The sequence below is a fragment of the Paenibacillus sp. J22FR5 genome, assembly GCF_059691975.1.
This window is the reverse complement of the sequence record NZ_JCAUAN010000001.1, coordinates 615,477-634,819: the sequence shown is the minus strand read 5'-3', so window position 1 is coordinate 634,819 and position 19,343 is coordinate 615,477. Positions and strand designations below refer to the sequence as shown.

21 protein-coding genes and 2 pseudogenes are annotated in these 19,343 nt (G+C 43.4%); 2 read left to right on the top strand and 21 right to left on the bottom strand.

The genetic code is table 11. The annotated features are described in order from the left end of the window. Positions 1 to 244 precede the first annotated feature (244 nt). The 8 genes and pseudogenes from AC58P7_RS03015 to AC58P7_RS02980 all read right to left on the bottom strand — a co-directional run. Positions 245 to 355, bottom strand: a pseudogene (locus AC58P7_RS03015) (RCC1-like domain-containing protein); the annotation flags it as partial. Between the two features lie 281 nt (positions 356 to 636). Next, entirely contained in the window at positions 637 to 1,077 is a 441-nt protein-coding gene (locus AC58P7_RS03010; protein ID WP_497339914.1) for an SRPBCC family protein, read from the bottom strand. 2 nt (positions 1,078 to 1,079) lie between these two features. After that, positions 1,080 to 1,202, bottom strand: a complete 123-nt coding sequence (locus AC58P7_RS03005; RefSeq protein ID WP_497339913.1) for a hypothetical protein — start codon at positions 1,200 to 1,202, stop codon at positions 1,080 to 1,082. 38 nt (positions 1,203 to 1,240) lie between these two features. Beyond that, the gene (locus AC58P7_RS03000) at positions 1,241 to 1,417 is read right to left on the bottom strand and encodes an ArsR/SmtB family transcription factor (RefSeq protein ID WP_497339912.1); all 177 of its coding nucleotides are present in this window, start codon (positions 1,415 to 1,417) and stop codon (positions 1,241 to 1,243) included. A 234-nt stretch (positions 1,418 to 1,651) separates the two neighbouring features. Beyond that, complete coding sequence (locus AC58P7_RS02995; protein WP_497339911.1) at positions 1,652 to 2,047, bottom strand: (R)-mandelonitrile lyase; 396 nt, start codon at positions 2,045 to 2,047, stop codon at positions 1,652 to 1,654. 20 nt (positions 2,048 to 2,067) lie between these two features. Further along, a complete protein-coding gene (locus AC58P7_RS02990) occupies positions 2,068 to 3,297 on the bottom strand; it encodes a multidrug effflux MFS transporter (RefSeq protein WP_497339910.1) in 1,230 nt (409 codons plus the stop codon). A gap of 4 nt (positions 3,298 to 3,301) precedes the next feature. After that, positions 3,302 to 3,385 (bottom strand): annotated as a pseudogene (locus AC58P7_RS02985) (NADP-dependent alcohol dehydrogenase); the annotation flags it as partial. 21 nt (positions 3,386 to 3,406) lie between these two features. Continuing rightward, a complete protein-coding gene (locus AC58P7_RS02980; protein ID WP_497339909.1) occupies positions 3,407 to 4,441 on the bottom strand; it encodes an AraC family transcriptional regulator in 1,035 nt (344 codons plus the stop codon). A gap of 119 nt (positions 4,442 to 4,560) precedes the next feature. Here AC58P7_RS02980 and AC58P7_RS02975 point away from each other — a divergent pair, with 119 nt between their 5' ends. Beyond that, the gene (locus tag AC58P7_RS02975) at positions 4,561 to 5,145 is read left to right on the top strand and encodes an NAD(P)H-dependent oxidoreductase (RefSeq protein WP_497339908.1); all 585 of its coding nucleotides are present in this window, start codon (positions 4,561 to 4,563) and stop codon (positions 5,143 to 5,145) included. A gap of 500 nt (positions 5,146 to 5,645) precedes the next feature. On the opposite strand, the gene metE is transcribed toward AC58P7_RS02975, so the two are convergent. From metE to AC58P7_RS02915, 12 genes are all read right to left on the bottom strand, one after another. Continuing rightward, positions 5,646 to 7,934 carry a 5-methyltetrahydropteroyltriglutamate--homocysteine S-methyltransferase gene (gene metE / locus AC58P7_RS02970; protein ID WP_497339907.1) on the bottom strand — a complete coding sequence of 763 codons (2,289 nt, stop codon included), beginning with the start codon at positions 7,932 to 7,934 and terminating at the stop codon, positions 5,646 to 5,648. Positions 7,935 to 8,035: 101 nt separating this feature from the next. After that, positions 8,036 to 8,947, bottom strand: a complete 912-nt coding sequence (locus tag AC58P7_RS02965) for a LysR family transcriptional regulator (RefSeq protein WP_497339906.1) — start codon at positions 8,945 to 8,947, stop codon at positions 8,036 to 8,038. A gap of 508 nt (positions 8,948 to 9,455) precedes the next feature. Next, the gene (locus AC58P7_RS02960) at positions 9,456 to 9,752 is read right to left on the bottom strand and encodes a hypothetical protein (protein WP_497339905.1); all 297 of its coding nucleotides are present in this window, start codon (positions 9,750 to 9,752) and stop codon (positions 9,456 to 9,458) included. After that, positions 9,730 to 9,960 (bottom strand): carboxymuconolactone decarboxylase family protein, encoded by a 231-nt coding sequence (locus AC58P7_RS02955; RefSeq protein ID WP_497339904.1) that lies wholly within the window; start codon positions 9,958 to 9,960, stop codon positions 9,730 to 9,732. The genes AC58P7_RS02960 and AC58P7_RS02955 overlap by 23 nt, the downstream gene beginning before the upstream one ends. 159 nt (positions 9,961 to 10,119) lie before the next feature. Continuing rightward, positions 10,120 to 11,277: a Ger(x)C family spore germination protein gene (locus AC58P7_RS02950; protein ID WP_497339903.1), complete on the bottom strand. Its 1,158-nt coding sequence runs from the start codon at positions 11,275 to 11,277 to the stop codon at positions 10,120 to 10,122. Beyond that, a complete protein-coding gene (locus tag AC58P7_RS02945; RefSeq protein WP_497339902.1) occupies positions 11,261 to 12,754 on the bottom strand; it encodes a spore germination protein in 1,494 nt (497 codons plus the stop codon). Before AC58P7_RS02945 ends, AC58P7_RS02950 begins: the two co-directional genes overlap by 17 nt. Continuing rightward, positions 12,751 to 13,845 (bottom strand): endospore germination permease, encoded by a 1,095-nt coding sequence (locus tag AC58P7_RS02940; protein ID WP_497339901.1) that lies wholly within the window; start codon positions 13,843 to 13,845, stop codon positions 12,751 to 12,753. The genes AC58P7_RS02945 and AC58P7_RS02940 overlap by 4 nt, the downstream gene beginning before the upstream one ends. A gap of 358 nt (positions 13,846 to 14,203) precedes the next feature. Beyond that, positions 14,204 to 14,845 (bottom strand): FMN-dependent NADH-azoreductase, encoded by a 642-nt coding sequence (locus tag AC58P7_RS02935; protein ID WP_497339900.1) that lies wholly within the window; start codon positions 14,843 to 14,845, stop codon positions 14,204 to 14,206. Between the two features lie 311 nt (positions 14,846 to 15,156). Next, positions 15,157 to 15,354, bottom strand: a complete 198-nt coding sequence (locus AC58P7_RS02930; RefSeq protein ID WP_497339899.1) for a hypothetical protein — start codon at positions 15,352 to 15,354, stop codon at positions 15,157 to 15,159. A 139-nt stretch (positions 15,355 to 15,493) separates the two neighbouring features. Continuing rightward, positions 15,494 to 15,691: a hypothetical protein gene (locus AC58P7_RS02925; RefSeq protein WP_497339898.1), complete on the bottom strand. Its 198-nt coding sequence runs from the start codon at positions 15,689 to 15,691 to the stop codon at positions 15,494 to 15,496. Positions 15,692 to 15,831: 140 nt separating this feature from the next. Next, positions 15,832 to 16,029 (bottom strand): hypothetical protein, encoded by a 198-nt coding sequence (locus AC58P7_RS02920; protein WP_497339897.1) that lies wholly within the window; start codon positions 16,027 to 16,029, stop codon positions 15,832 to 15,834. 227 nt (positions 16,030 to 16,256) lie between these two features. Continuing rightward, positions 16,257 to 16,883: a sterol desaturase family protein gene (locus AC58P7_RS02915; RefSeq protein ID WP_497339896.1), complete on the bottom strand. Its 627-nt coding sequence runs from the start codon at positions 16,881 to 16,883 to the stop codon at positions 16,257 to 16,259. A gap of 174 nt (positions 16,884 to 17,057) precedes the next feature. Here AC58P7_RS02915 and AC58P7_RS02910 point away from each other — a divergent pair, with 174 nt between their 5' ends. After that, positions 17,058 to 17,663, top strand: a complete 606-nt coding sequence (locus tag AC58P7_RS02910) for a TetR/AcrR family transcriptional regulator (protein WP_497339895.1) — start codon at positions 17,058 to 17,060, stop codon at positions 17,661 to 17,663. A 769-nt stretch (positions 17,664 to 18,432) separates the two neighbouring features. On the opposite strand, the gene AC58P7_RS02905 is transcribed toward AC58P7_RS02910, so the two are convergent. After that, positions 18,433 to 19,338 carry an RNA polymerase sigma-70 factor gene (locus tag AC58P7_RS02905; RefSeq protein ID WP_497339894.1) on the bottom strand — a complete coding sequence of 302 codons (906 nt, stop codon included), beginning with the start codon at positions 19,336 to 19,338 and terminating at the stop codon, positions 18,433 to 18,435. Between the last annotated feature and the right edge of the window lie 5 nt (positions 19,339 to 19,343).

Genomic DNA, 19,343 nt, shown 5'->3' with positions numbered 1-19,343 from the left:
CTGCCCATAATCCGTAGAAACCGACTACAGTTGGAATTACTTTCATTGTCTACATACAGCAATCATGTCCCCATAAAAAAAGCTGGTATTCCCCTCAGTTCGCAGAGCCAAGAATCGTCATTGATATGATAAAAGATGTTTAGAACAAATCAAACGAACCATGCACCATACTGCCGCTGTTACGCCCTCCTGCCCGTAATTATGGAAATTCAGCATAATTGCCGGGCAGTTGGATGCCACGCTAACCGCTTACATCACATTGGCCATATTTATTATCACCAACAGCCGTCACCGTGCCGTCCGACTTAAGCCCGACGGTATGACGATAACCCGCCGCTAGTTTCACAACGTTCATGAATCTCGCTCCTTAGTTGATGGTAGATGATTCCGATTTTAGGGTTCCTCTCTTATAAACCTATATTAACACATATTGGAAGTATCCTACCCGTTAGCTGAGAAGGCTGCCGTTCTATGCTGTCGGCAGCCTTCTACTGATGTCTATTGAGCTATAGTTACCCGTTTGTTCAATGGCAAGGTTGAACGAAAAAAGCGATGGTTCTATTCCACCGCTGTGCTCTTTCATTCCGTTAGCAAATTATAACGTGCGGGAGGCCGTGAAGGCTCTTGCTCCGTGTACTACTTCTGTTCACGAAGGTGCGTCGACAGATTGTCGAGTGTACCAGACCAGCCGTCGTACACGTACTGATCGCCGGGATGACCAGCGAATCCGCGTAGGTGGAAGATCATCTCGGTGCGATCGCCCTGTGCAGTGAGGGTTATGGTCACGACAGGGGAGTCCTCGATGGGAGCATCGGGGTAACCCCAGGTGAAGACGAGCCGTTCGAAAGGAATGACGTCAAGGAACACACCTCCGGTGGGATACTCCTGGCCGGTCTGCTTATTGACCATTGTGTAGCGGTTGCGTCGGCCTTCGCGGACGTCGAAGGAGATTGACTCCAGGGGTGTCGAAGGTAGCCAGGCGGCGAGTTCCTCTTTCTCGGTCCAGGCGCGCCATAAGAGCTCGCGGCGGGCATTCAGGGTGCGGGTGATGGTGAACTCCGGTGCAGATGTGGTCATGTTCATTGTTCCTCCTTTTTGGTCATGGACTTGAGGTGCAATTCCAATGCGTCGAAGTGCTGGTTCCACTCGCGGCGGTGCTTCTCGACCCAGTCCGATGCCTCATCGAGAGGCTCGGTGCGCATCGTCAGGGTCCGCCATTGGGCTTTTGCTGTGCGTTCGATCAGCCTGCTCGCTCCAGCACTTTGAGGTGTTGGGAGATCGCGGGTGCGCTTATCTCGAAGTGCTCGGTGACCTCACCGACTGTAGCGGCCCCCTGTGACAGCCTAGACAGGATGTTTCGGCGCGTCGGATCGGCGAGCGCAGCGAATATGAGGCTGAGTGTGTCGCTGGCACCCAATTAAACATCTCCTTAATTAAGGATAACTTAATAGTAGAACGCATTGTATGGTCGTGTGTCAATCTGCTTAGAATGGGCATTGACTCACAAACCTAAGGATCGCCTGTGCGCACCTCGCCTATGTGAAGTTAAAATCCGTATGAGATGGATTAGAAGAGATTCGAACTTATAGTAGGTAAATATGGATTATGCCGATCGGGGAATACCCGTTCTTTTATGCCACGCTCACTTGTTTTAAAAGTTGTATTGATACTCACTCACTTTTTCCAACCACTTGACAGCCTTTCCATCAAGACGCTCTTGAATGGCTGTATGTGTCATTGCTGTCGTAGGTGAAGCACCATGCCAGTGTTTCTCGCCCGGCGGAAACCAAACCACGTCACCGGGATTAATTTCCTCAATTTGTCCTCCCCAGCGTTGAACTCTGCCCTTGCCTGCCGTTACAATAAGCGTTTGCCCTAGCGGATGTGTATGCCATGCAGTTCGTGCACCTGGCTCGAACGTGACGCTTGCTCCGGCTACGCGTGCAGGCTCCGCTGCTTCAAACAGTGGATCGATGCGAACCGTGCCTGTAAAATAATCCGATGGTCCTTTACCTGAAGGTTGCGACCCGACTCTTCTAATTTCCATTTTCTAAATCCCTCCGTTGGTTAGGCATTTGTTCTAGCTTTTTTGATTCCATCGCTTTGAGTCTCTACCTTCCTAATGAGGACGATATATGAAACGACTGCCAATAAACTGGTTGTAATCATAATGATTCCGAATGGGACGGCTGAATGCTCTCCCGCGATTCCCACAAGTGGGGATGTAACTGCGCCTAACGCATATTTAAAGGTGCCTAGCACAGCAGACGCGCTTCCCGCAATCTGTCCTTGCGATTGCATCGCTAAGGTAAAAGAAACCGGTCCTATGATACCAATGGATACAGCAAATAAGAAGGTTGATACAAATATCGCCGATAATGACCCCTTAGAGAGAACTGTGATAAGGATAGCGGAACTAGAAATGAAGGATAGCCATAATCCAATCCGAAATATACTTCCTTCCGTTAGCCGACCTGCCACTCGTTTGACAACTTGCGATCCAATCATAATAGCAAGACCATTCATGGCAAACAGGATCGAGAACATTTGCGGTGACAACTCGAAAATGTTCTGATAGATAAACGGAGTACCGGCAACAAAGGCAAATACACCGGAGAACAGAATACCATTTACTAGGGCATATCCCATAAATATTCGATCCCGAAACAGACGATTGTAATTTTTCATAAATGCTATGAAATTGCCTGTGACCCGATGTTTTACAGGTAAGCTTTCTTCTAATCCCCATGTTGTAATCCCCGTTAATAGTATTCCTAATAGCCCCAGAAAAACAAACACGCCAACCCAGGAACTGAATGAAGTGACTGCACTTCCGGCATTTGGGGAAACTAATGGAGCGACATTACTGATCATCGTAAGCAGAGAGATAAATTTCGTCATTTCGACTCCGCTATATTTGTCACGAGCAATCGCACCTGAAATCACGATGCCTGCTGACGCGGCAACCCCTTGGATAAATCGTAAAAGGATGAAGGATTCAATATTGGGTACAAAAGCACAAGCGATTGATGAAACGATATAAAGAATCATGGAGATCAGCAATGGCGCCCGTCTTCCATATTTATCGCTTAAAGGCCCCATGACCATCTGGCCTAAGCCTAATCCTAATAAGCTGGCAGTTAAACTCGCTTGAATCATAGATGCATTGCTTTTGAAAACAACCATAATCTGAGGAAGCGATGCAAGATACATATCGACCGTAAATGGCCCCAATGCGGAAAATGCAGCTAGAATTAGGGCTAATCGAAGAGAATGATTTTTAAGTTTATCGTTCATTCGTCTATAAAGTGGAGATGTCGATAACGAATCGGTAACGCACGTCACTCCTCAGAATTCGCTCATACGCTTCGTCAACTTGAGGCGCTGCGTCGGTGCGGCGAATGCCTTAGAACCGCCCCGAGCTTACTTCCTCGCGCTCGCGCTGACGGTATTCTCCGGGCGTCAAATTCGTCCATTTCCGGAAAGCCGTCTGGAACGCACTCGGCTCGGAGAAATGCAGCAAATAGGCAATCTCTCCGATCGTATACTCCGGTTGTGCCAAATAACGGATAGCGAGCTCCTTGCGAACCTCATTGGCCAATCGGTTATACGAAGTATTCTCCGCCTTTAGCCTTAATTGCAGAGTTCTAGGACTCATCAAGAACTCTTTGGCCGCTTCCTGCAGGTTCGGAAAATGGGACGGTATGCATTCGATGATCCACATGTTCAGACTGCTCGTCAGTACGGAGTAACTTGAGGTAAGCTTGGCTCTAACCTCCTCGGCCATCGCTTGAAAGACATCTAATAGCCGCGTATCCGAACCAATAATCGAATAGTCAAGTATCTCTTTGCTTAACCGCAGCGAATTGATTTTCTGATTAAATAGCGGAATAGTCCCGAATACAGCCTCATACTCTTCGATTTGCGACGGAGGGGCGTGCATGAATCTAATCTCTTTAATGGGGAGAGGTCGACAGCTTAAAGTAAGCAGCGTTTGATAGAAGGAGGCCGTCATGCACTCAATAAAGTGCCGGCCGGGATCTTCAAGCGAGTTGCTGAGAAACATGGAAATGACGACATCCTCACTCTGAACCTCAATGTCGACGTTGAAGCCACTGCAATCGATGAAGTTATATTTCTGATAAGCCGATAGCGCTTTTCCCAAAGTCTTGGAATGCAGCATGACATAGCCAAGAACCCCTATATCAGAAAGGCTCAAACGCTGGCCCTGATGAAGCCCGAACATGTCATCACCGGTATATCGGGCAGCTGCCTTGACAATTCGTTCAAAGTCACCCAGAACTATGCGAGCTTCCGGGATTCGGAACAAACCGGCATCCATCCCCGCGAAAGCGCAAAAGGAATCCCAATCGTATCCGCCAAGCGCCATCGTCTTCATTATTGGAAACACAAGAGACACGGATACGTCGTCCCTGTTCATTCAACCTCCTCCTTCCATTGCGTGAATGATCAACTTTTTTGCGTTTTTCATCATTTTTTTATCCTGCCTCCGGACTTATTATTACAATATAACTATCATATCATCATAGAGGTGTAATAATGAAGAATAACATTGCAGTAATCATCGGACATCCAAATCCTGAAAGCTTTTGCAACGCGCTAGCGCAAGCCTATACGAAAGGTGCAATAAGCAGTGGAGCGGAAGTTCGTATCATTGATCTCGGACAGATCGAGTTCAGTCCAGTTCTGAAGTACGGCTACCATAAGCGGACGGAATTAGAGCCTGATTTAGTAGCTGCGCAGGAGACGATCCGCTGGGCAGATCATCTTGTATTCGTCTATCCTAATTGGTGGGGCTCGATACCGGCACTCTTGAAGGGCTTCTTCGACCGGGTGTTTCTACCAGGCTTCGCCTTCAAATACGAAAAACCTACTTCTTTTGTGCCCAAGCAGCTGCTTAAGGGGAAAACTGCGCGCCTCCTCGTGACGATGGATACTCCACTCTGGTACTACAATACAATTTTAAAGAGCGCCCAACACACTATTATGAGGCGCAGCCTTCTGCATTTCGTCGGCATCAAACCCGTAAAAATCACCGAGTTCACAATGGTTAAGTTTAAGAAGAAAGAGAAGCTGGATCAATGGTTACGGAAAGCCGAGGGACTCGGAGCAAAAAGGGGATGATCGCGGAAAACAGATGTACATCTCGTATAGCGCATATGTATACTTTATAAGATGGCTAGCCACTACTAAAAAGGGGAATCTAATGCCGTTGAATCTGCGTCAACTGGCTCTGACAAAGAATAGTTGAACAGTTGTCTTCAACCGTCGGAACAACCTTTCAAGTGCAAAAACGGCAGCCGATTTAGGCAGCCGTTTTTGGTTTTTTTTATGAATTGCGGCGAATCAGATTGGATTGAATGGACTTATCCCTCCCGTATAGCCTGTGAACACTTTTGACACGCCATCATGCTTTCTAAAGGTATCTTCCCTCTGCCACAACCAACCACCGCATAATTAGCCGTATTGGAAGGAATAAAAAATAGTTATTGGCTGCAGTGACTAATAATTAGGTGCTGCATCCCCCTTCGACTTTCAATCAAGTCACCGAACCTGTCCGTGAATCTTGCTTTCCAATGACACAAAACTACCTACATTGTAGAATTTAGGTTCTAACATGCAGCCTAGATTAAAGCGGCATGCTTTACACGAGCAATTTTCGTCGCATCCACCATGTTGCGTAAAGAAGCAACAGTCTCTTCGAGTCCGCGGGTTTTCAGGCCGCAATCCGGATTAATCCAGAATAGATTGGAATCCAACACACGCAAGGCACGTTCGATCATGCCCGTCATCTCCTCCACACTTGGAACACGTGGACTGTGAATATCGTATACACCTAAACCAATACCCAGCTTGTAGGTGTTCAACTCGAAGCTATGAATCAATTCACCATGACTTCGGGATGTTTCAATTGAAATGACATCTGCATCCATCGCCAAGATTGAATCAATCATGTCATGAAATTCGCAATAGCACATATGCGTATGAATTTGCGTTGTCTCCTGCACCGTGCAGGTGGCGATCCGGAAAGCTTTGACCGCCCATGCCAGATAACCTTGTTGCTCCTCTTCCTTAAGCGGCAGTCCTTCGCGAACTGCAGGCTCGTCAACTTGGATCATTCCAATGCCTGCTTGCTCAAGCGCCTCCACTTCTTGTCTAAGCGCATAGGCCAGTTGGTAGGCGATTTGCTCCCGAGGGATGTCATCGCGGACAAATGACCAGTTCATGATTGTAATTGGTCCGGTAAGCATGCCTTTAACAGGACGGCTGGTGCGTGACTGGGCATACCTGGATTCTTCCACAGTCATTTTGCCCATGAATGCAACATCCCCGAATATCACCGGCGGTTTCACACAACGGGAACCGTACGATTGCACCCATCCATTTTGAGTGAAAGCAAAACCTGCCAGCTTTTCGCCAAAAAACTCGACCATATCGGTACGCTCAAATTCCCCATGAACGAGAACGTCTAATCCGATTTCCTCCTGGAGCTTAATCCAGATATCGATTTGCTCACGGATGAACGCTTCATACTGCTCATTGCTCCACTCACCCTTGCGCCATAATTGACGCGCCTTACGAACTTCTGCAGACTGAGGAAAGCTGCCAATGGTTGTTGTTGGAAAAAGCGGCAATTGCCATTTCGATTGTTGTGCAACATGTCTCTCGGCAAAAGGACGGGAACGTTCCGGTTGCTGAGCACTAATTACAGCAACGGTCTGCTGAATAACGCTGCGGTTTCGCTCCTCTGACTGCTGGAGTGCTTGAAGGGCACGATCACATTTTTCCAGTTCCTCTATGATCCCCACGCTGCCTGAGGAAAATGCTTTCGTAATAAGAACAAGCTCATCCAACTTTTCATCGGCATAGGCGAGAGCATTCTGCAGTTCAGATGTGAGTTTAGTCTCCCGTTCTGTAGTTACTGGAACATGGAGTAAGCTGCTCGACGATTGAACAATAAGATGTTCGGGTGATACGAGCTCAGCGAGCTCATCCAATAGCTCGAGCTTATCCCGAAGCGATGCCTTCCAGATACCGCGGCCGTCAATCACGCCCGCACCCAAAACTTTATCCGTAGGAAATCCGAACGTTTTAATGGACTGTAAATTACCGTTGAGACCATGAACGAAATCCAGACCAATTCCTTTGACAGGCAGCGAGATAATGTCAGCGTAGCGATCTACCGATTCAAAATAAGTTTGCAACATAATGTTCAAGTTTGGCACTGATACAGCTATCGTTTCATAGATGGTTTTTAGTCTCTCAACGTCAGCATCGCTTAACTTCGTTACGAGAATCGGTTCATCTATCTGTACCCATTGAACCCCTTCTTCCGCAAGCTCCTGAAGGATTTGTACATAAAGCGGAATCAATTGGCTCAACCAAGCATCAGTTTCCGATGCACTGTAACCTTTGGATAGCTTCAAGAAGGTTAAAGGACCAACGATTACTGGCTTTCCTTCGATTCCGAGCTTTTCCTTAGCTTCCCGGTAAGCTGCTAGAGGCTTGTTCTCCGTAATGACAGGAGATGCGCCGGACAGTTCAGGCACGATATAGTGATAATTGGTATTAAACCACTTCGTCATTTCACTTGCTGCGGCATCCTTCGTTCCCCGTGCGACACCGTAATAGACTGACAAGGGCACGACACTACCCTCAAAGGCAAAACGTTTTGGAATAATGCCAAACATAGCAGCTGTATCAAGAATATGATCGTAATAACTGAAATCATTGACCGGTATAAGATCGATACCCTTCTCCTGCTGCTTGCGTAAATGATTTAAACGGATCTCCTGTAGCTGCAGCTGAAACTCCGATTCTTCAAGCTTACCTGCCCAGAAGGCTTCAAGCGCCTTCTTCCATTCCCTGTCAGCACCAATACGCGGATATCCCAAAACACTGCTTCTTACCATCTGACAAAACCCCTCTACAATTTGTTATACAAAAGATATCATAGAGAAGCAGTTATAATGTAACTGGAATTATCTATATCTAGATATAGATAAAAGCTATATCAAAATTTTATTGGGATAATTGCTTGTTGGAGTGCTGCTACGTAAGCTGCGCCGAGCTTGGATAGCGAAACATTGCTATGAGAAATCCAACCGACATTGATAGTTTCATCACAATCCAAAGGTACAGGAATAATCTCATTTCCATTTAAGTCTGAGCTTAAGACCCCGGTTGATATGGTATATCCGTTCAAGCCGATCAATAAATTGAAAAGCGTTGCCCGGTCATTTACACGGATGCTTTTCTTATGTGACATCGTACTGAGAATTTCTTCGGCAAAATGAAAGGAATTATACTCCCCTTGATCAAAGGACAAATACGGATAGCTCTGGAGCTGGTCAATTGTCACCATGGATTGGTTAGCGAGGGGGTTTTTAATGCTGATAAAAATATGCGGTTTGGCGATAAATAAACTGTTGAATTGCAGATTCGCGCTTTTAAGCAGCTTGTTTATAACCTTTCCATTAAACTCATTCAAGTATAAGATTCCAATTTCGCTCCTCAAGTTTTTTACATCTTCAATAATTTCATAAGTTTTGGTTTCACGTAATGCCAGCTCATATTCATCCTGACCATATTCCGAAACCAGACTCACAAACGCATTCACCGCAAAAGCATAATGCTGAGTCGAAACAGAAAAATGCTGCGAAGAAGGCTTAGCATTGAGGTATCGACTTTCCAATAACTCTGCCTGTTCGACGACTTGCCGCGCATAACTTAGGAATTCAACACCTTCCTTAGAAAGTGATATCCCTTTATTGGATCTTTCAAAGATGGAGGTTTGGATTTCTTCTTCCAGATCTCGGATCGCATTTGAAAGGCTTGGTTGCGAAATAAACAGCCTCTTGGCAGCTTCATTAATAGATCCACGGTTTGCTACCTCAATCACATATTTTAATTGTTGTAAAGTCATATCCCACCTCCGACTTGTAATCCGAACCAGCAACTTACTTAATTTTGAATATGGTTGGAAATAATCTCATTCTGTAAATAAAGATATAAATCTCTAAGACATGTCCCCATCAAATCGTTCATTGTAGATGGATATTAATTCTAGCACATATAGTGCGAATTGTTTTCAGGGAAAATAATTGAAAAAAAATTGTCAACTGGTCGTGACCAAGGACTTTATCCCATAAAACAAAAAAACCGCGATTTACGCGGTAATTAATGAGATAATGTTCTTGTTACCCGACAGGAATGTGGATTCTGACCCCGCCAATTTGTCAGTGATGTCTGTCATTTCTTTCTTCAACAATGTCACCGTTCGCTGACTTCCTCCCTTTCGATTTTTCGGTCTATGGGACGGGGTAAGGTAAGAACGCCGTTTTCGCCTTACCTCCCCTTTATTTCTCTGTTAAATCCACTCTTCCATGTTCTTCATTAATAAAATCATTAATTCCTGACTCTGTCTCACAGAATTACACATGAGTCGTTGAGCGGCTGAGCCAATCTTGGAAATGTATCGTAGTGATGCGCACGGGTCTATCGCCATTTGGAACGAGAGATTGATCATTCACCTCTACGGATCCGTAGTAGAGCGCATTGTCGTCTGTGACCACCTGACGTTTGTCTTGAGTTTCGCTAAAGTATTGCCGAACGAATTCGTCCATACGAATCTGATCTGGACCAGCCACATCGACAATGCCATTCACTGGCGCCCCAAGTGTGAAATCGGCCAACGCGGCTGCAACATCATCCGAAACGATAGGCTGCATAACTTAGGCTAGCTTTGGTCAATCCAAATGCAGCATCAGCAGAACCCGGTACAGTTTTAAATGCTATGTTTATGCGGTTCCAAGCATTAATCGCCATAATCGAGAAAGTCAGGTCCGAGATTTCTTTTTCAGACAACTGTTCGCGAACACGATTATACACGTCGTCGGGTACACCATGCTCAGGGAGCTTGTTCAGGATCTGTGTCATAGTTAGTGTACCTCCTATTTTTTTTTGACACACTAATAAGACAGACAATTGGCGACTTCAATGTGTGACATAAAACATTTCTTTTTATTTTCCCATTACTCATATCTGCTATCCAAAGTTAAGTTTTACTCATAAAAAAAGCCGCAATGTATGCGGCCACTAATCAGGAAGCACTCTGCCTTTATATTTTCCGGTTTGCATAATTTTCACTTTGATATCAATCTTATTTAAGGTGTCCTCTTTTAAAACCAAATGGCCTTCGTCTTTTAAGCGATGCCATTGTTGGGGATTATTTCTATAAATTTCTCCGAACAAATTCAACAGGTCCGACTGCGTGGAAAGGCCCTTTCGATACGTCGTTAGGATTTCATCTCGAACTACTTGTGCAGCTTGTTCTTCCATTGTCTTCACAGAAACATTTATGGTCATTTCTTCAACTACTGCACGAGCCTCTATGTATATGTTAAAGCGTGCTTCATCTTGATCAATTAACATCTGTATCTTATGATGAGGTTTAGTTAATACTAACGTTCCTTCCGGTTTTTTGTTATCGGGTATTTTAACAAAAACGCGTTTCGATTTCTTATTAAACCATCTCACTCCTTTGAGATCGTCTTCTGAAAACCACCCCGTCAATTGATGTTCGTTCATTGCGTATGCACCGTTTATTTTAAACATGGCCTTCTCTTTTTGATCTTCCTGCCATTCTTTTTTCGTGATGGAGAGCGTTGGAAGTATAACCGTTCTGCCCTTTTCGTTAAGTTCAGCAATCTGTTTGTAACCATACTGAGGCTGAATAAAGGATCTTTGCGCATAGGTTTCCTCAGGTGTATCCATGATCGTATCCAGGGGTGAAAAATTAAGTAGTGATTTTTGTGTTAAGATTTCGGAAAAGCTTTCTTTCGTAGAAAACAGCAAAATATTATATCGGTTTTCATGGTAGCGATTTATCGCATCGTAGGATTGTCTGAGCGCAATTTTGTTTTTCAATATGCCTTCCTTTAAGACAACTGCTTTGACATGCCCAAAGTATAACCTTAATTGTGATGTTGCATAAATTGATGATAAAGCTTCAATAACCGTCGTCCCCTCTCCCTTGCCAATCCATACGGGTACATTTTTACCAATTTCTAATTTCTCGCTCTTTGCCACATTCGAAAAATTAAGAATCTGTATATACGTAATAAAATGTCCATCCTTATAATCAAGCCCAAGAGCCGTAACATAAGCCATATTTTGAATGGTTTTGGAATCCCAACATCCTGATACCACTAAAAGTACAGTCAGAACGATATACGATTTAATGATTACTTTCATGCGAAGCTTCCCCTTGCTTATCAGAATCTAAGGTGTTTAGGTCATCAGGTCTTTTTTTATATTGGCTCCAAGGAAGTCGCAAAAAACCTCTTGCCATCTCTTTAAACAGCGGGGGTGACAGAGGCGACATGTAAGGAACTCCGAAGGAGCTCAGTTTACACATATATCCAATGAACAGCACAACACTAACGATTAACCCAAACATTCCGAAAACGGCAGAAATGAAAAAAAACGCAAATCGGAGGACGCTAACGGCTCCGCTTAAATTTTGACTGACTAACGTTGCGCCCGTTACTGATACAATGGCCCCAACAACAATGACACTTGGTGAAACGAACCCTGCTCGAATGGATGCATCCCCAATAATTAACCCGCCTACAACGGTCAATGTCTGGCCAATGGTACTTGGGAGGCGAAGGCCTGCTTCTCTAAAAATCTCCAACAACATCAGTAATATAAACATTTCAATTTGTCCAGAGAACGGCAGGCCAATGCGTGCCGTGGCAATGGTTGCCATCAAATGAAAAGGAATCTGATCCGGGTGAAACGAAGTGAGTGCTATCCAAGCGCCCGGCAATAAGATTGATAAGAGAAAACTGATTACACGAATCAAACGTGCAAACGAAATATACTGGAAACTGGTATATATATCTTCAGGTGATTTTAGTAAAAGTAAAAAGGTCCCCGGCCCAATTAAAACCTTTGGATTACCATCCACGATAATGACAAATCTTCCGTTCAGTAAGCTGGTGACTACCTTGTCCGGCCGGCCTGTATAATCAAATAAAGGCATCAGGGTGTACGGCTTATCGGCAATATTCTGCTCAAGTTGATTGATGCTTTGAAGTCCGTCGACATCAATCATATTCAGTCGTTTTCGAACTTCGTTCAACACCTCGGGAGAAATAATATCCGTAAAATATAACAAGCCTACCTTTGTTCTTGTTCTTCTTCCCAACGTAAATATTTCATAACAGAGGGAATGGCTGCGAATACGTTTTCGAATTAAGGCCACATTGACACCGATATCTTCCACAAATCCATCCTTTGGTCCATTGATGGAAATCTCCGTGCTTGATTCCTCGGGAGTGCGCTCTGGACGACTGGCTATGCACATTCTAAATAAAAGATTCGTCTGTGAGAACAGGAGAAGGAGATCGCCTTGAAAGATCCATTCGGATATTTGCTCCTGCGAGGCAGTGGCTTCTATCGCTGTTAACGGCAATGGAATGGACATATAATCCAATTGCAAATCACATAACCTTTGTTGCCGGTACAAGCTTTCCAGCTCTGGAAGAATGACTTTTGCAATCTGTGAGGAATCACATAATCCTGCGCTATAGATGAGAATAACTTCGGCAGTGCTGCCCTCTTCAAATTGATATTGCTTTATTTCAACGTCCGCTGAGTGAAGAAATTGAGCCTTGATTTTCTGCTTGTTCCAACCTTCTACTGGTTCAAGTTCAGTCCCAGTCATGCAGTTTCCTCCTTGAACTTCTTGGAAAATAACGAGATCGATATACAAACTATCGATACGAACAAAGCCACTACTAAGGAAATTGGAAAATAAAATCGATACATCCATAAATAAAGCGTATATTTCTCAATGGAAATCATTGGTAGTGTTATATAGCTGATCGTAACCAAAAGGTTAAACCAATTGCGTTGTTTCGAAGTTGTAAAAGGCATCATTTCCCCCAGTAAAAATTGCGCGAAGCCGACTCGAATAATCGCGCCAGACATCCACTGGAAGACGGATAAAAAATCGACATGTTCGATATTGCTGCCCAATTTAACCAAGCGCCATTGTTCATACGGAGGCTCAGACTGTTTAGCAGCTTCAACAGGACCGAATTCGGTCACAGCTCCAATTATGGGACCAATCGAGATATACACCATAAGCACTGCGAAAATGGCGATTTTCCACACCCGAACACCGGACTTCAGTCGATGTTGAATTGCTATGATCATCAGCAGTTCAATAAACCCGCCTCCGGCATAAAGCATGCCATGTATGACGGGCTGCCATCCATGCTCCAGAATCGGCTTTAAAAGCGTAAAGTCTTTCTGCGGGGTATTCGAGAAAGCCACAAAATACCCTAGGGCAATCACAATGGGAAGCAGGATACCCGCACTGCTAGCTATCATCCGTAAGCCAGATGTAGCGTAAAAGTGACATGCTAAGCATAAAACAATGAGCAATGCAAATTTGGGTGTACTTGGCGAGTAATCAATATTTTGCCAGATTGCGGTATACAAGACAGTCGACAATCCGATCAGGAACAAATGCAAGCAGATCGGAATTACTATCATCCAAGATACTATGTTGTTGGTCTTGCTAGCTAACCAAGGCTGTAGCTTCTGCTGGCCTGATCTCTTCATAAACAAAACAAGGAGAGCACACCAGGGAAGATATAATACCCCCGTTAATAAAATAGAGATCCAGGCATCTCTTCCAGCTGCATCAAGGAGCAACGGGTTGATCATTACATGACTCATAAGTCCATTCATTAGCATAAAAATCATGCAGACTTGTAAAATACTGATTTTACCGATTGCCTTATCCATTGCCATCACCCATCTGAACCACTAATTATGAAACATATATATTGTTCCTCATGGTACACTATTTATACTTTAATGGAAGGGAATGGAATATAACGACCACCTTCGTTAAGCGATCAAGACTGTGGATCTGATAGTCAACCGATTTGCATAGACAAAAAACACCCTTCTAGTTTGGTATCTTGGAAATGTCGAGCATCCATGCGAACAAAGAAAGGGCTGAGAAGCCCTTGTTACAGGTGCCCCCAGCCCTACTTATATAACTTACATCTTAAAAAGCAAATTCTTCTTTATTCAAATACTTCCAATTCCCTAGATCGTAACCGTAATGGAATAAACAGGCTTCCTGTAGTCTTTGCTATTAAAACTTTCGAGCTAATTCACGAGCTTGTTGAATTGCTTTCTCTTTAATTGCCGGTGCTTGATCAGGTGTTGCAGCAACACCTTCTATAAAGATACCTTCGAATGAAGGAACACCCAAAAATTTCATAATCATAGTTAAGTGACGATGCCCTATTTCAAAGTCTGCAAATGGACCCCCTTGCATATAAAAGTTACCAGTTGCTTGTATATGCACAGCCTTTTTATCGCCAAGTAACCCGACAGGACCTTTATCCGGAACATATTTGAAGGTTTTTCCTGCAACACATATAGAATCAATGTATGCTTTCATAACTGGTGGGAAAGAAAAATTCCACATTGGATTGACAAATACATATTTATCAGCTGCAACAAATTGGTCTACCAGTTCACCTAGACGACTTACTTTCGCTTTTTCTTCTGAGTTCAACTGATTAAAATCAGTGCCAGAACTTAATTTTCCCCATCCGCTAAATACATCTGCATCAATTTGTGGGATGTTTAATCGATAGAGATCAAGATGCACTACTTCATCGTTGGGGTTAGCTTCCCGATATGCATCGATAAATTCTTTTCCAACAGATAAACTATAAGAGTTCTGGTGATCATGCGGATGAGCTGTAATATACAATACTGTTGCCATTTTTGTTAATCTCCTTTATTTTGCTTTTTTTGGGTCACTAATAAGACAATTGGCGACTTCAATGTGTGACATAAAAAATTTATTATTTATATCACTTCGTTTTGAAGTATTTGATTTTCGGCTATTACCTCCCTGAACCAGTGCCTAAACGTTTAATTTCATCTACTGTTATACTGCCTCAATCGACAAGGAATTATTACTTCTCCTAAAATAAGAAATGAAAATGTATTCCTATAATTTTAGGCGCGGCGGATTAGGCCATGATGCCACATACCTACCTTTTAAAACGATCCTCTCCATACCGGATTTGCTTATCTAAAGTAAAGAATGATAAACGCAATTACTCCAAGACCGATCGACCACCACGCTAGTCCCTTTTTAGGGGTAGCTAAGCAAATGAGTCCAAGGAGAACGGCAATGCTGCCCATCCATATGGGTGCATAGAAAAATCCGATAATAGCTAACACGATGCCGATCCAGCCAAGCCATTTTCCTGTCATTTCATTCATGTTCAACATCTCCATTTCAAATTAGTTTTGTATAATCAAGCGAGTGCTCCGAAAAGAAAGTTAATTAAGTTTTCTCTTCGGGAGTTCATTGATGTCACATACCTACCTTTCAAAACGGTCCTCTCCGTACCGGGTTTGCTTATCTAAAGTAAGGAATGATAAGCGCCATCACTCCAAGACCGATCGACCACCACGCCAGTCCTTTTTTAGGGGTAGCCAAGCAAATGAGTCCAAGGAGAACGGCAATGCTGCCCATCCATATGGGTGCATAGAAAAATCCGATAATAGCTAACACGATGCCGATCCAGCCAAGCCATTTTCCTGTCATTTCATTCATGTTCAACATCTCCATTTCAAATTAGTTTTGTATAATCAAGCGAGTGCTTTCGAAAAGAAAGTTAATTAATTTTTCTTTTCGGGAGTTCATTGATGTCACATACTCACCTTTCAAAACGGTCCTCTCCGTACCGGGTTTGCTTATATAAGGTAAGGAATGATAAACGCAATCACTCCAAGACCGATCGACCACCACGCCAGTCCTTTTTTAGGGGTAGCCAAGCAAATGAGTCCGAGGAGAACGGCAATGCTGCCCATCCATACGGGTGCATAGAAAAATCCGATAATAGCTAACACGATGCCGATCCAGCCAAGCCATTTTCCTGTCATTTCATTCATGTTCAACATCTCCATTTCAAATTAGTTTTGTATAATCAAGCGAGTGCTTTCGATTTTACCGAAGGTATTATTGAATGCAGGATCCTGAAGTGCAGAAACCACTTCGCTTCGCTCAGGGATAATATCAATGTCTAAGCAAATACTTATTGTTGACGGCTAAAGCCAACATTACAATCATCAACCACTTTCAACATATATTCAGATATTCCCGGACTCAAGCATCCGTTTTACGATAAGGGCATTCCTTTGTCGTTATAGGAAGTTGATGGCCGCGATTTGGACGCTTTAGGCCGGTTTGTTCTCATGACGATATCCAACACAGGATTGGTTACGCTGTACAACGCTTTCTCATCCAAATGATGGTGCAACAGATGTCTTTTCTTCATCCATTTGCCCCAAGGGGTCAAAGGTTTGATTGGGCGATGGGAAATATAGTGCTTCCATTGATAATAGATTTGAAAGCCAGATGCACCGAACACGACGGCAAAAGACAGATGCCAATCAAACCCCGTCACCATAAACGCCGCCCCAAAAATGACCAAATACGCATATACATCGAAAGAGACTGGTCCGAATAGATATTTCACGTCATTGGGAGATTGATGATGGGCAACATGCCCCTTATATGCAAAGGGAGCAATCTGCGGAAATTCATGCAGAATGTATCGGTGAACCATATATTCGATAAAGACAACAAAAACGGGACCTATGCACATTGCTGCCGCCGTCCGAATACTGCCGAAAGTCGCAATGACTCCGCAACAGCTAAAGAAACAAACAGAGAATAGAAACAAAATAAGACGCTGACCCATAAATTCTTTTACATATTGCATAAAGGGCGTCTCCGTTCTCATAAACGATCTCCTCCTCTTTAATGAACTTAATGTTGATTCATGGTTACACAGCTTATTATAATTAGTTGGAGGTTAAATTCAATGATCAAGATACCCGCAAAAGTCGCTTACCCGACACGTTGCATAAACGATGTTCATTAGTTCACTAAATAGTTACCGGAGAGGCGGAAGAACATGCAGGACAAGACAGATCCTAGAATCATTCGAACGAAACTATCGCTTAGGAATGCCTTAATCGACTTAATAGACGAAAAAGGCTTCGAAGGCACTACCATCCGGAATTTGATGCAGAAGGCCGGCTTGAATCGGGGTACATTTTATTTGCACTACCGCGATAAATACGATCTACTGGAACAGAGCAAAGAGGATATGCTCAAAGTTATTCTAGAAATTGTCAAGGACATCGACCCTATTCAAATAATGAAGTATGCCGCACGTAACGAACCTCATCCGATTTTCCTGGAATTGTTCGATTTTTTTACATTGCATGCTGTATTTTTCAAAGTTCTCTTGGGACCTAAAGGTGATCCGGCATATACTGCCCAAGTGAAACATATTATGCAAAAGCATATTTATAATAAGCTGTCCTTGATTCAGCCCGAGCATATACCGGTGCCGCGCGAGTTCATTATTGCTTATTTGGCATCCGCAAATTTGGGTGTCATTCAGCAATGGTTGGAAAGCGGTATGCAGCTTTCTCCTCGAGAGATGGCCTTGCTGATAACCCGCATGGCCACCTTCGGTCCCTTGCAGACCTTCGGACTGAAGGGAGAGGCATAAGTTATCAGCCAACCATCTGTATAATTTAAGACCTCTCATCACTGGATTAAGCATAAAAGTTCACTTATTAGGGAAGCACCTGCTTCAATCTGCAAAGTCCCGGCCCGTGCCCCGTGCATAACTTAAAAAGCCCGCCCTAAGGATCGCTTTAGTTTGACTATAAATATTGCCATAGTGCCTGTGTGCAATAGACCTTTATTTCTTGATTCCCATTTCCGTAAGATTCACCTTAACTTTCAACGTTCGATATTCTTGTTTCCAATCCTCTTCGTTCCAATTTCGCATTTTACTCCTATCAAATTCCCCTAATCCGAGCGAGCGGGTCGATCCCTTCTTTTTTTAAACAATTGAATTAACTAAATTAGGAGACGTTTTACACGCTTGTAACCATCGCTTTTTGGGAAACGCGTTTAACCGCGGTAAAATCCACATCTAATCCTACGACTGGTTCATTTCACCATTCCTTAAAGAATTTTAGCCGGCATTCCCACGATAGCTCCAACGCCATAGATTCGCTTGTGTTACGAGATCTAGGTCTCTACCAGCTCAAATATGGTTATTGGGTGGCAGTGGGAGAACAGTTTTTGTTCCGGAGTTTCCCCCCTAAAAGCCGCTCGTTCTCCCAGCTACCGCCATCTTATACCGAACATACAAAAAAGGCCGGCCAAGTATTTCTGGCTAACCTGATAATACGAAAAGCCGCAATCAAGCGGCACTCTATAACACTATAGCCCCAGCGACTTAAGCAAATCCGCCACTAATTATTTCTTCAGTTTAATTGCTGTAATTTATCTGGATTCACAATAAAGTAAATTCGTTGAATGGTCATCGTTTGGACATCCCATTCAAAACAAATAACCCCGGTTGGAGTGCCCTCTTTTGTTAACAATATCCCTGGTTGATCATTGACCTCGACCAGCTGTGCCTTTGATTCGGGAAATCGACTTGACGAAAGAGCCTTCAATAAAACGAGCACGCGTTCTCTGCTATATATAGGATTGATTGCGGCGGAAACTTTTCCTCCACCGTCGGCAATAAATATGACATCCTCTGTTAACATGTCCACCAGTGGTTGAAGGTTACCATTCGAAATGGCAGAAATGAAGCGATTCACTAATTCCTTTTCCTCCAGAAGATGCGATGATAGCATTTCATCTTTTGGGGAGGATAAATCTACTTTTTTCTTGACACGACTAAAGATCTTGCGGCAATTGACCTCTGATTTGTTGAACATTTCGCCAATTTCACTATGTTCATATGCAAAAACTTCTCGTAAGATAAACACAGCTCGTTCCAATGGTGTAAGTTTATCCATAAGAATAAGAAACGCATAAGAAATTGTATCATGACGCTCAACGCTTTCTAACGGACTATGATCTTCGAATTGCACTGTTGGTTCTGGAAGCCAATTACCCACGTAGCTTATTCTTTTTTTTCGTGCAGTTTTTAATTCGTTTAAACATCGATTAATCATCATTTTGCTTAAGTACGATTTGATATTATTAATATTGTCATTTAGATATCCATGTATGCTTATAAACAAATCTTGAACCATATCCTCTGCATCTGATCTAGAACCAAGCATACGGTAAGCAATTGAAAATAAATGAGACTTGTAGGTTTTATACAAATCTTCAATGGTATTAGATGATGAATCAATTGTATAACTTTGCATAGTAT

Bases quoted from the DNA above. Each gene is read 5' to 3' on its own strand.
- AC58P7_RS02940 (WP_497339901.1), bottom strand. From the start codon at position 13,845: ATGGATAAGGCAATCGGTAAAATCAGTATTTTACAAGTCTGCATGATT.
- AC58P7_RS02930 (WP_497339899.1), bottom strand. From the start codon at position 15,354: ATGAATGAAATGACAGGAAAATGGCTTGGCTGGATCGGCATCGTGTTA.
- AC58P7_RS02910 (WP_497339895.1), top strand. From the start codon at position 17,058: ATGCAGGACAAGACAGATCCTAGAATCATTCGAACGAAACTATCGCTT.
- AC58P7_RS02915 (WP_497339896.1), bottom strand. From the start codon at position 16,883: ATGAGAACGGAGACGCCCTTTATGCAATATGTAAAAGAATTTATGGGT.
- metE (WP_497339907.1), bottom strand. From the start codon at position 7,934: ATGGTAAGAAGCAGTGTTTTGGGATATCCGCGTATTGGTGCTGACAGG.
- AC58P7_RS03005 (WP_497339913.1), bottom strand. From the start codon at position 1,202: ATGCGCACCGAGCCTCTCGATGAGGCATCGGACTGGGTCGAGAAGCAC.
- AC58P7_RS02960 (WP_497339905.1), bottom strand. From the start codon at position 9,752: ATGCAGCCTATCGTTTCGGATGATGTTGCAGCCGCGTTGGCCGATTTC.
- AC58P7_RS02905 (WP_497339894.1), bottom strand. From the start codon at position 19,338: ATGCAAAGTTATACAATTGATTCATCATCTAATACCATTGAAGATTTG.
- AC58P7_RS02995 (WP_497339911.1), bottom strand. From the start codon at position 2,047: ATGGAAATTAGAAGAGTCGGGTCGCAACCTTCAGGTAAAGGACCATCG.
- AC58P7_RS03010 (WP_497339914.1), bottom strand. From the start codon at position 1,077: ATGACCACATCTGCACCGGAGTTCACCATCACCCGCACCCTGAATGCC.
- AC58P7_RS02980 (WP_497339909.1), bottom strand. From the start codon at position 4,441: ATGAACAGGGACGACGTATCCGTGTCTCTTGTGTTTCCAATAATGAAG.
- AC58P7_RS02925 (WP_497339898.1), bottom strand. From the start codon at position 15,691: ATGAATGAAATGACAGGAAAATGGCTTGGCTGGATCGGCATCGTGTTA.
- AC58P7_RS02965 (WP_497339906.1), bottom strand. From the start codon at position 8,947: ATGACTTTACAACAATTAAAATATGTGATTGAGGTAGCAAACCGTGGA.
- AC58P7_RS02920 (WP_497339897.1), bottom strand. From the start codon at position 16,029: ATGAATGAAATGACAGGAAAATGGCTTGGCTGGATCGGCATCGTGTTA.
- AC58P7_RS02990 (WP_497339910.1), bottom strand. From the start codon at position 3,297: ATGAACGATAAACTTAAAAATCATTCTCTTCGATTAGCCCTAATTCTA.
- AC58P7_RS02935 (WP_497339900.1), bottom strand. From the start codon at position 14,845: ATGGCAACAGTATTGTATATTACAGCTCATCCGCATGATCACCAGAAC.
- AC58P7_RS02955 (WP_497339904.1), bottom strand. From the start codon at position 9,960: ATGACACAGATCCTGAACAAGCTCCCTGAGCATGGTGTACCCGACGAC.
- AC58P7_RS02945 (WP_497339902.1), bottom strand. From the start codon at position 12,754: ATGACTGGGACTGAACTTGAACCAGTAGAAGGTTGGAACAAGCAGAAA.
- AC58P7_RS02950 (WP_497339903.1), bottom strand. From the start codon at position 11,277: ATGAAAGTAATCATTAAATCGTATATCGTTCTGACTGTACTTTTAGTG.
- AC58P7_RS02975 (WP_497339908.1), top strand. From the start codon at position 4,561: ATGAAGAATAACATTGCAGTAATCATCGGACATCCAAATCCTGAAAGC.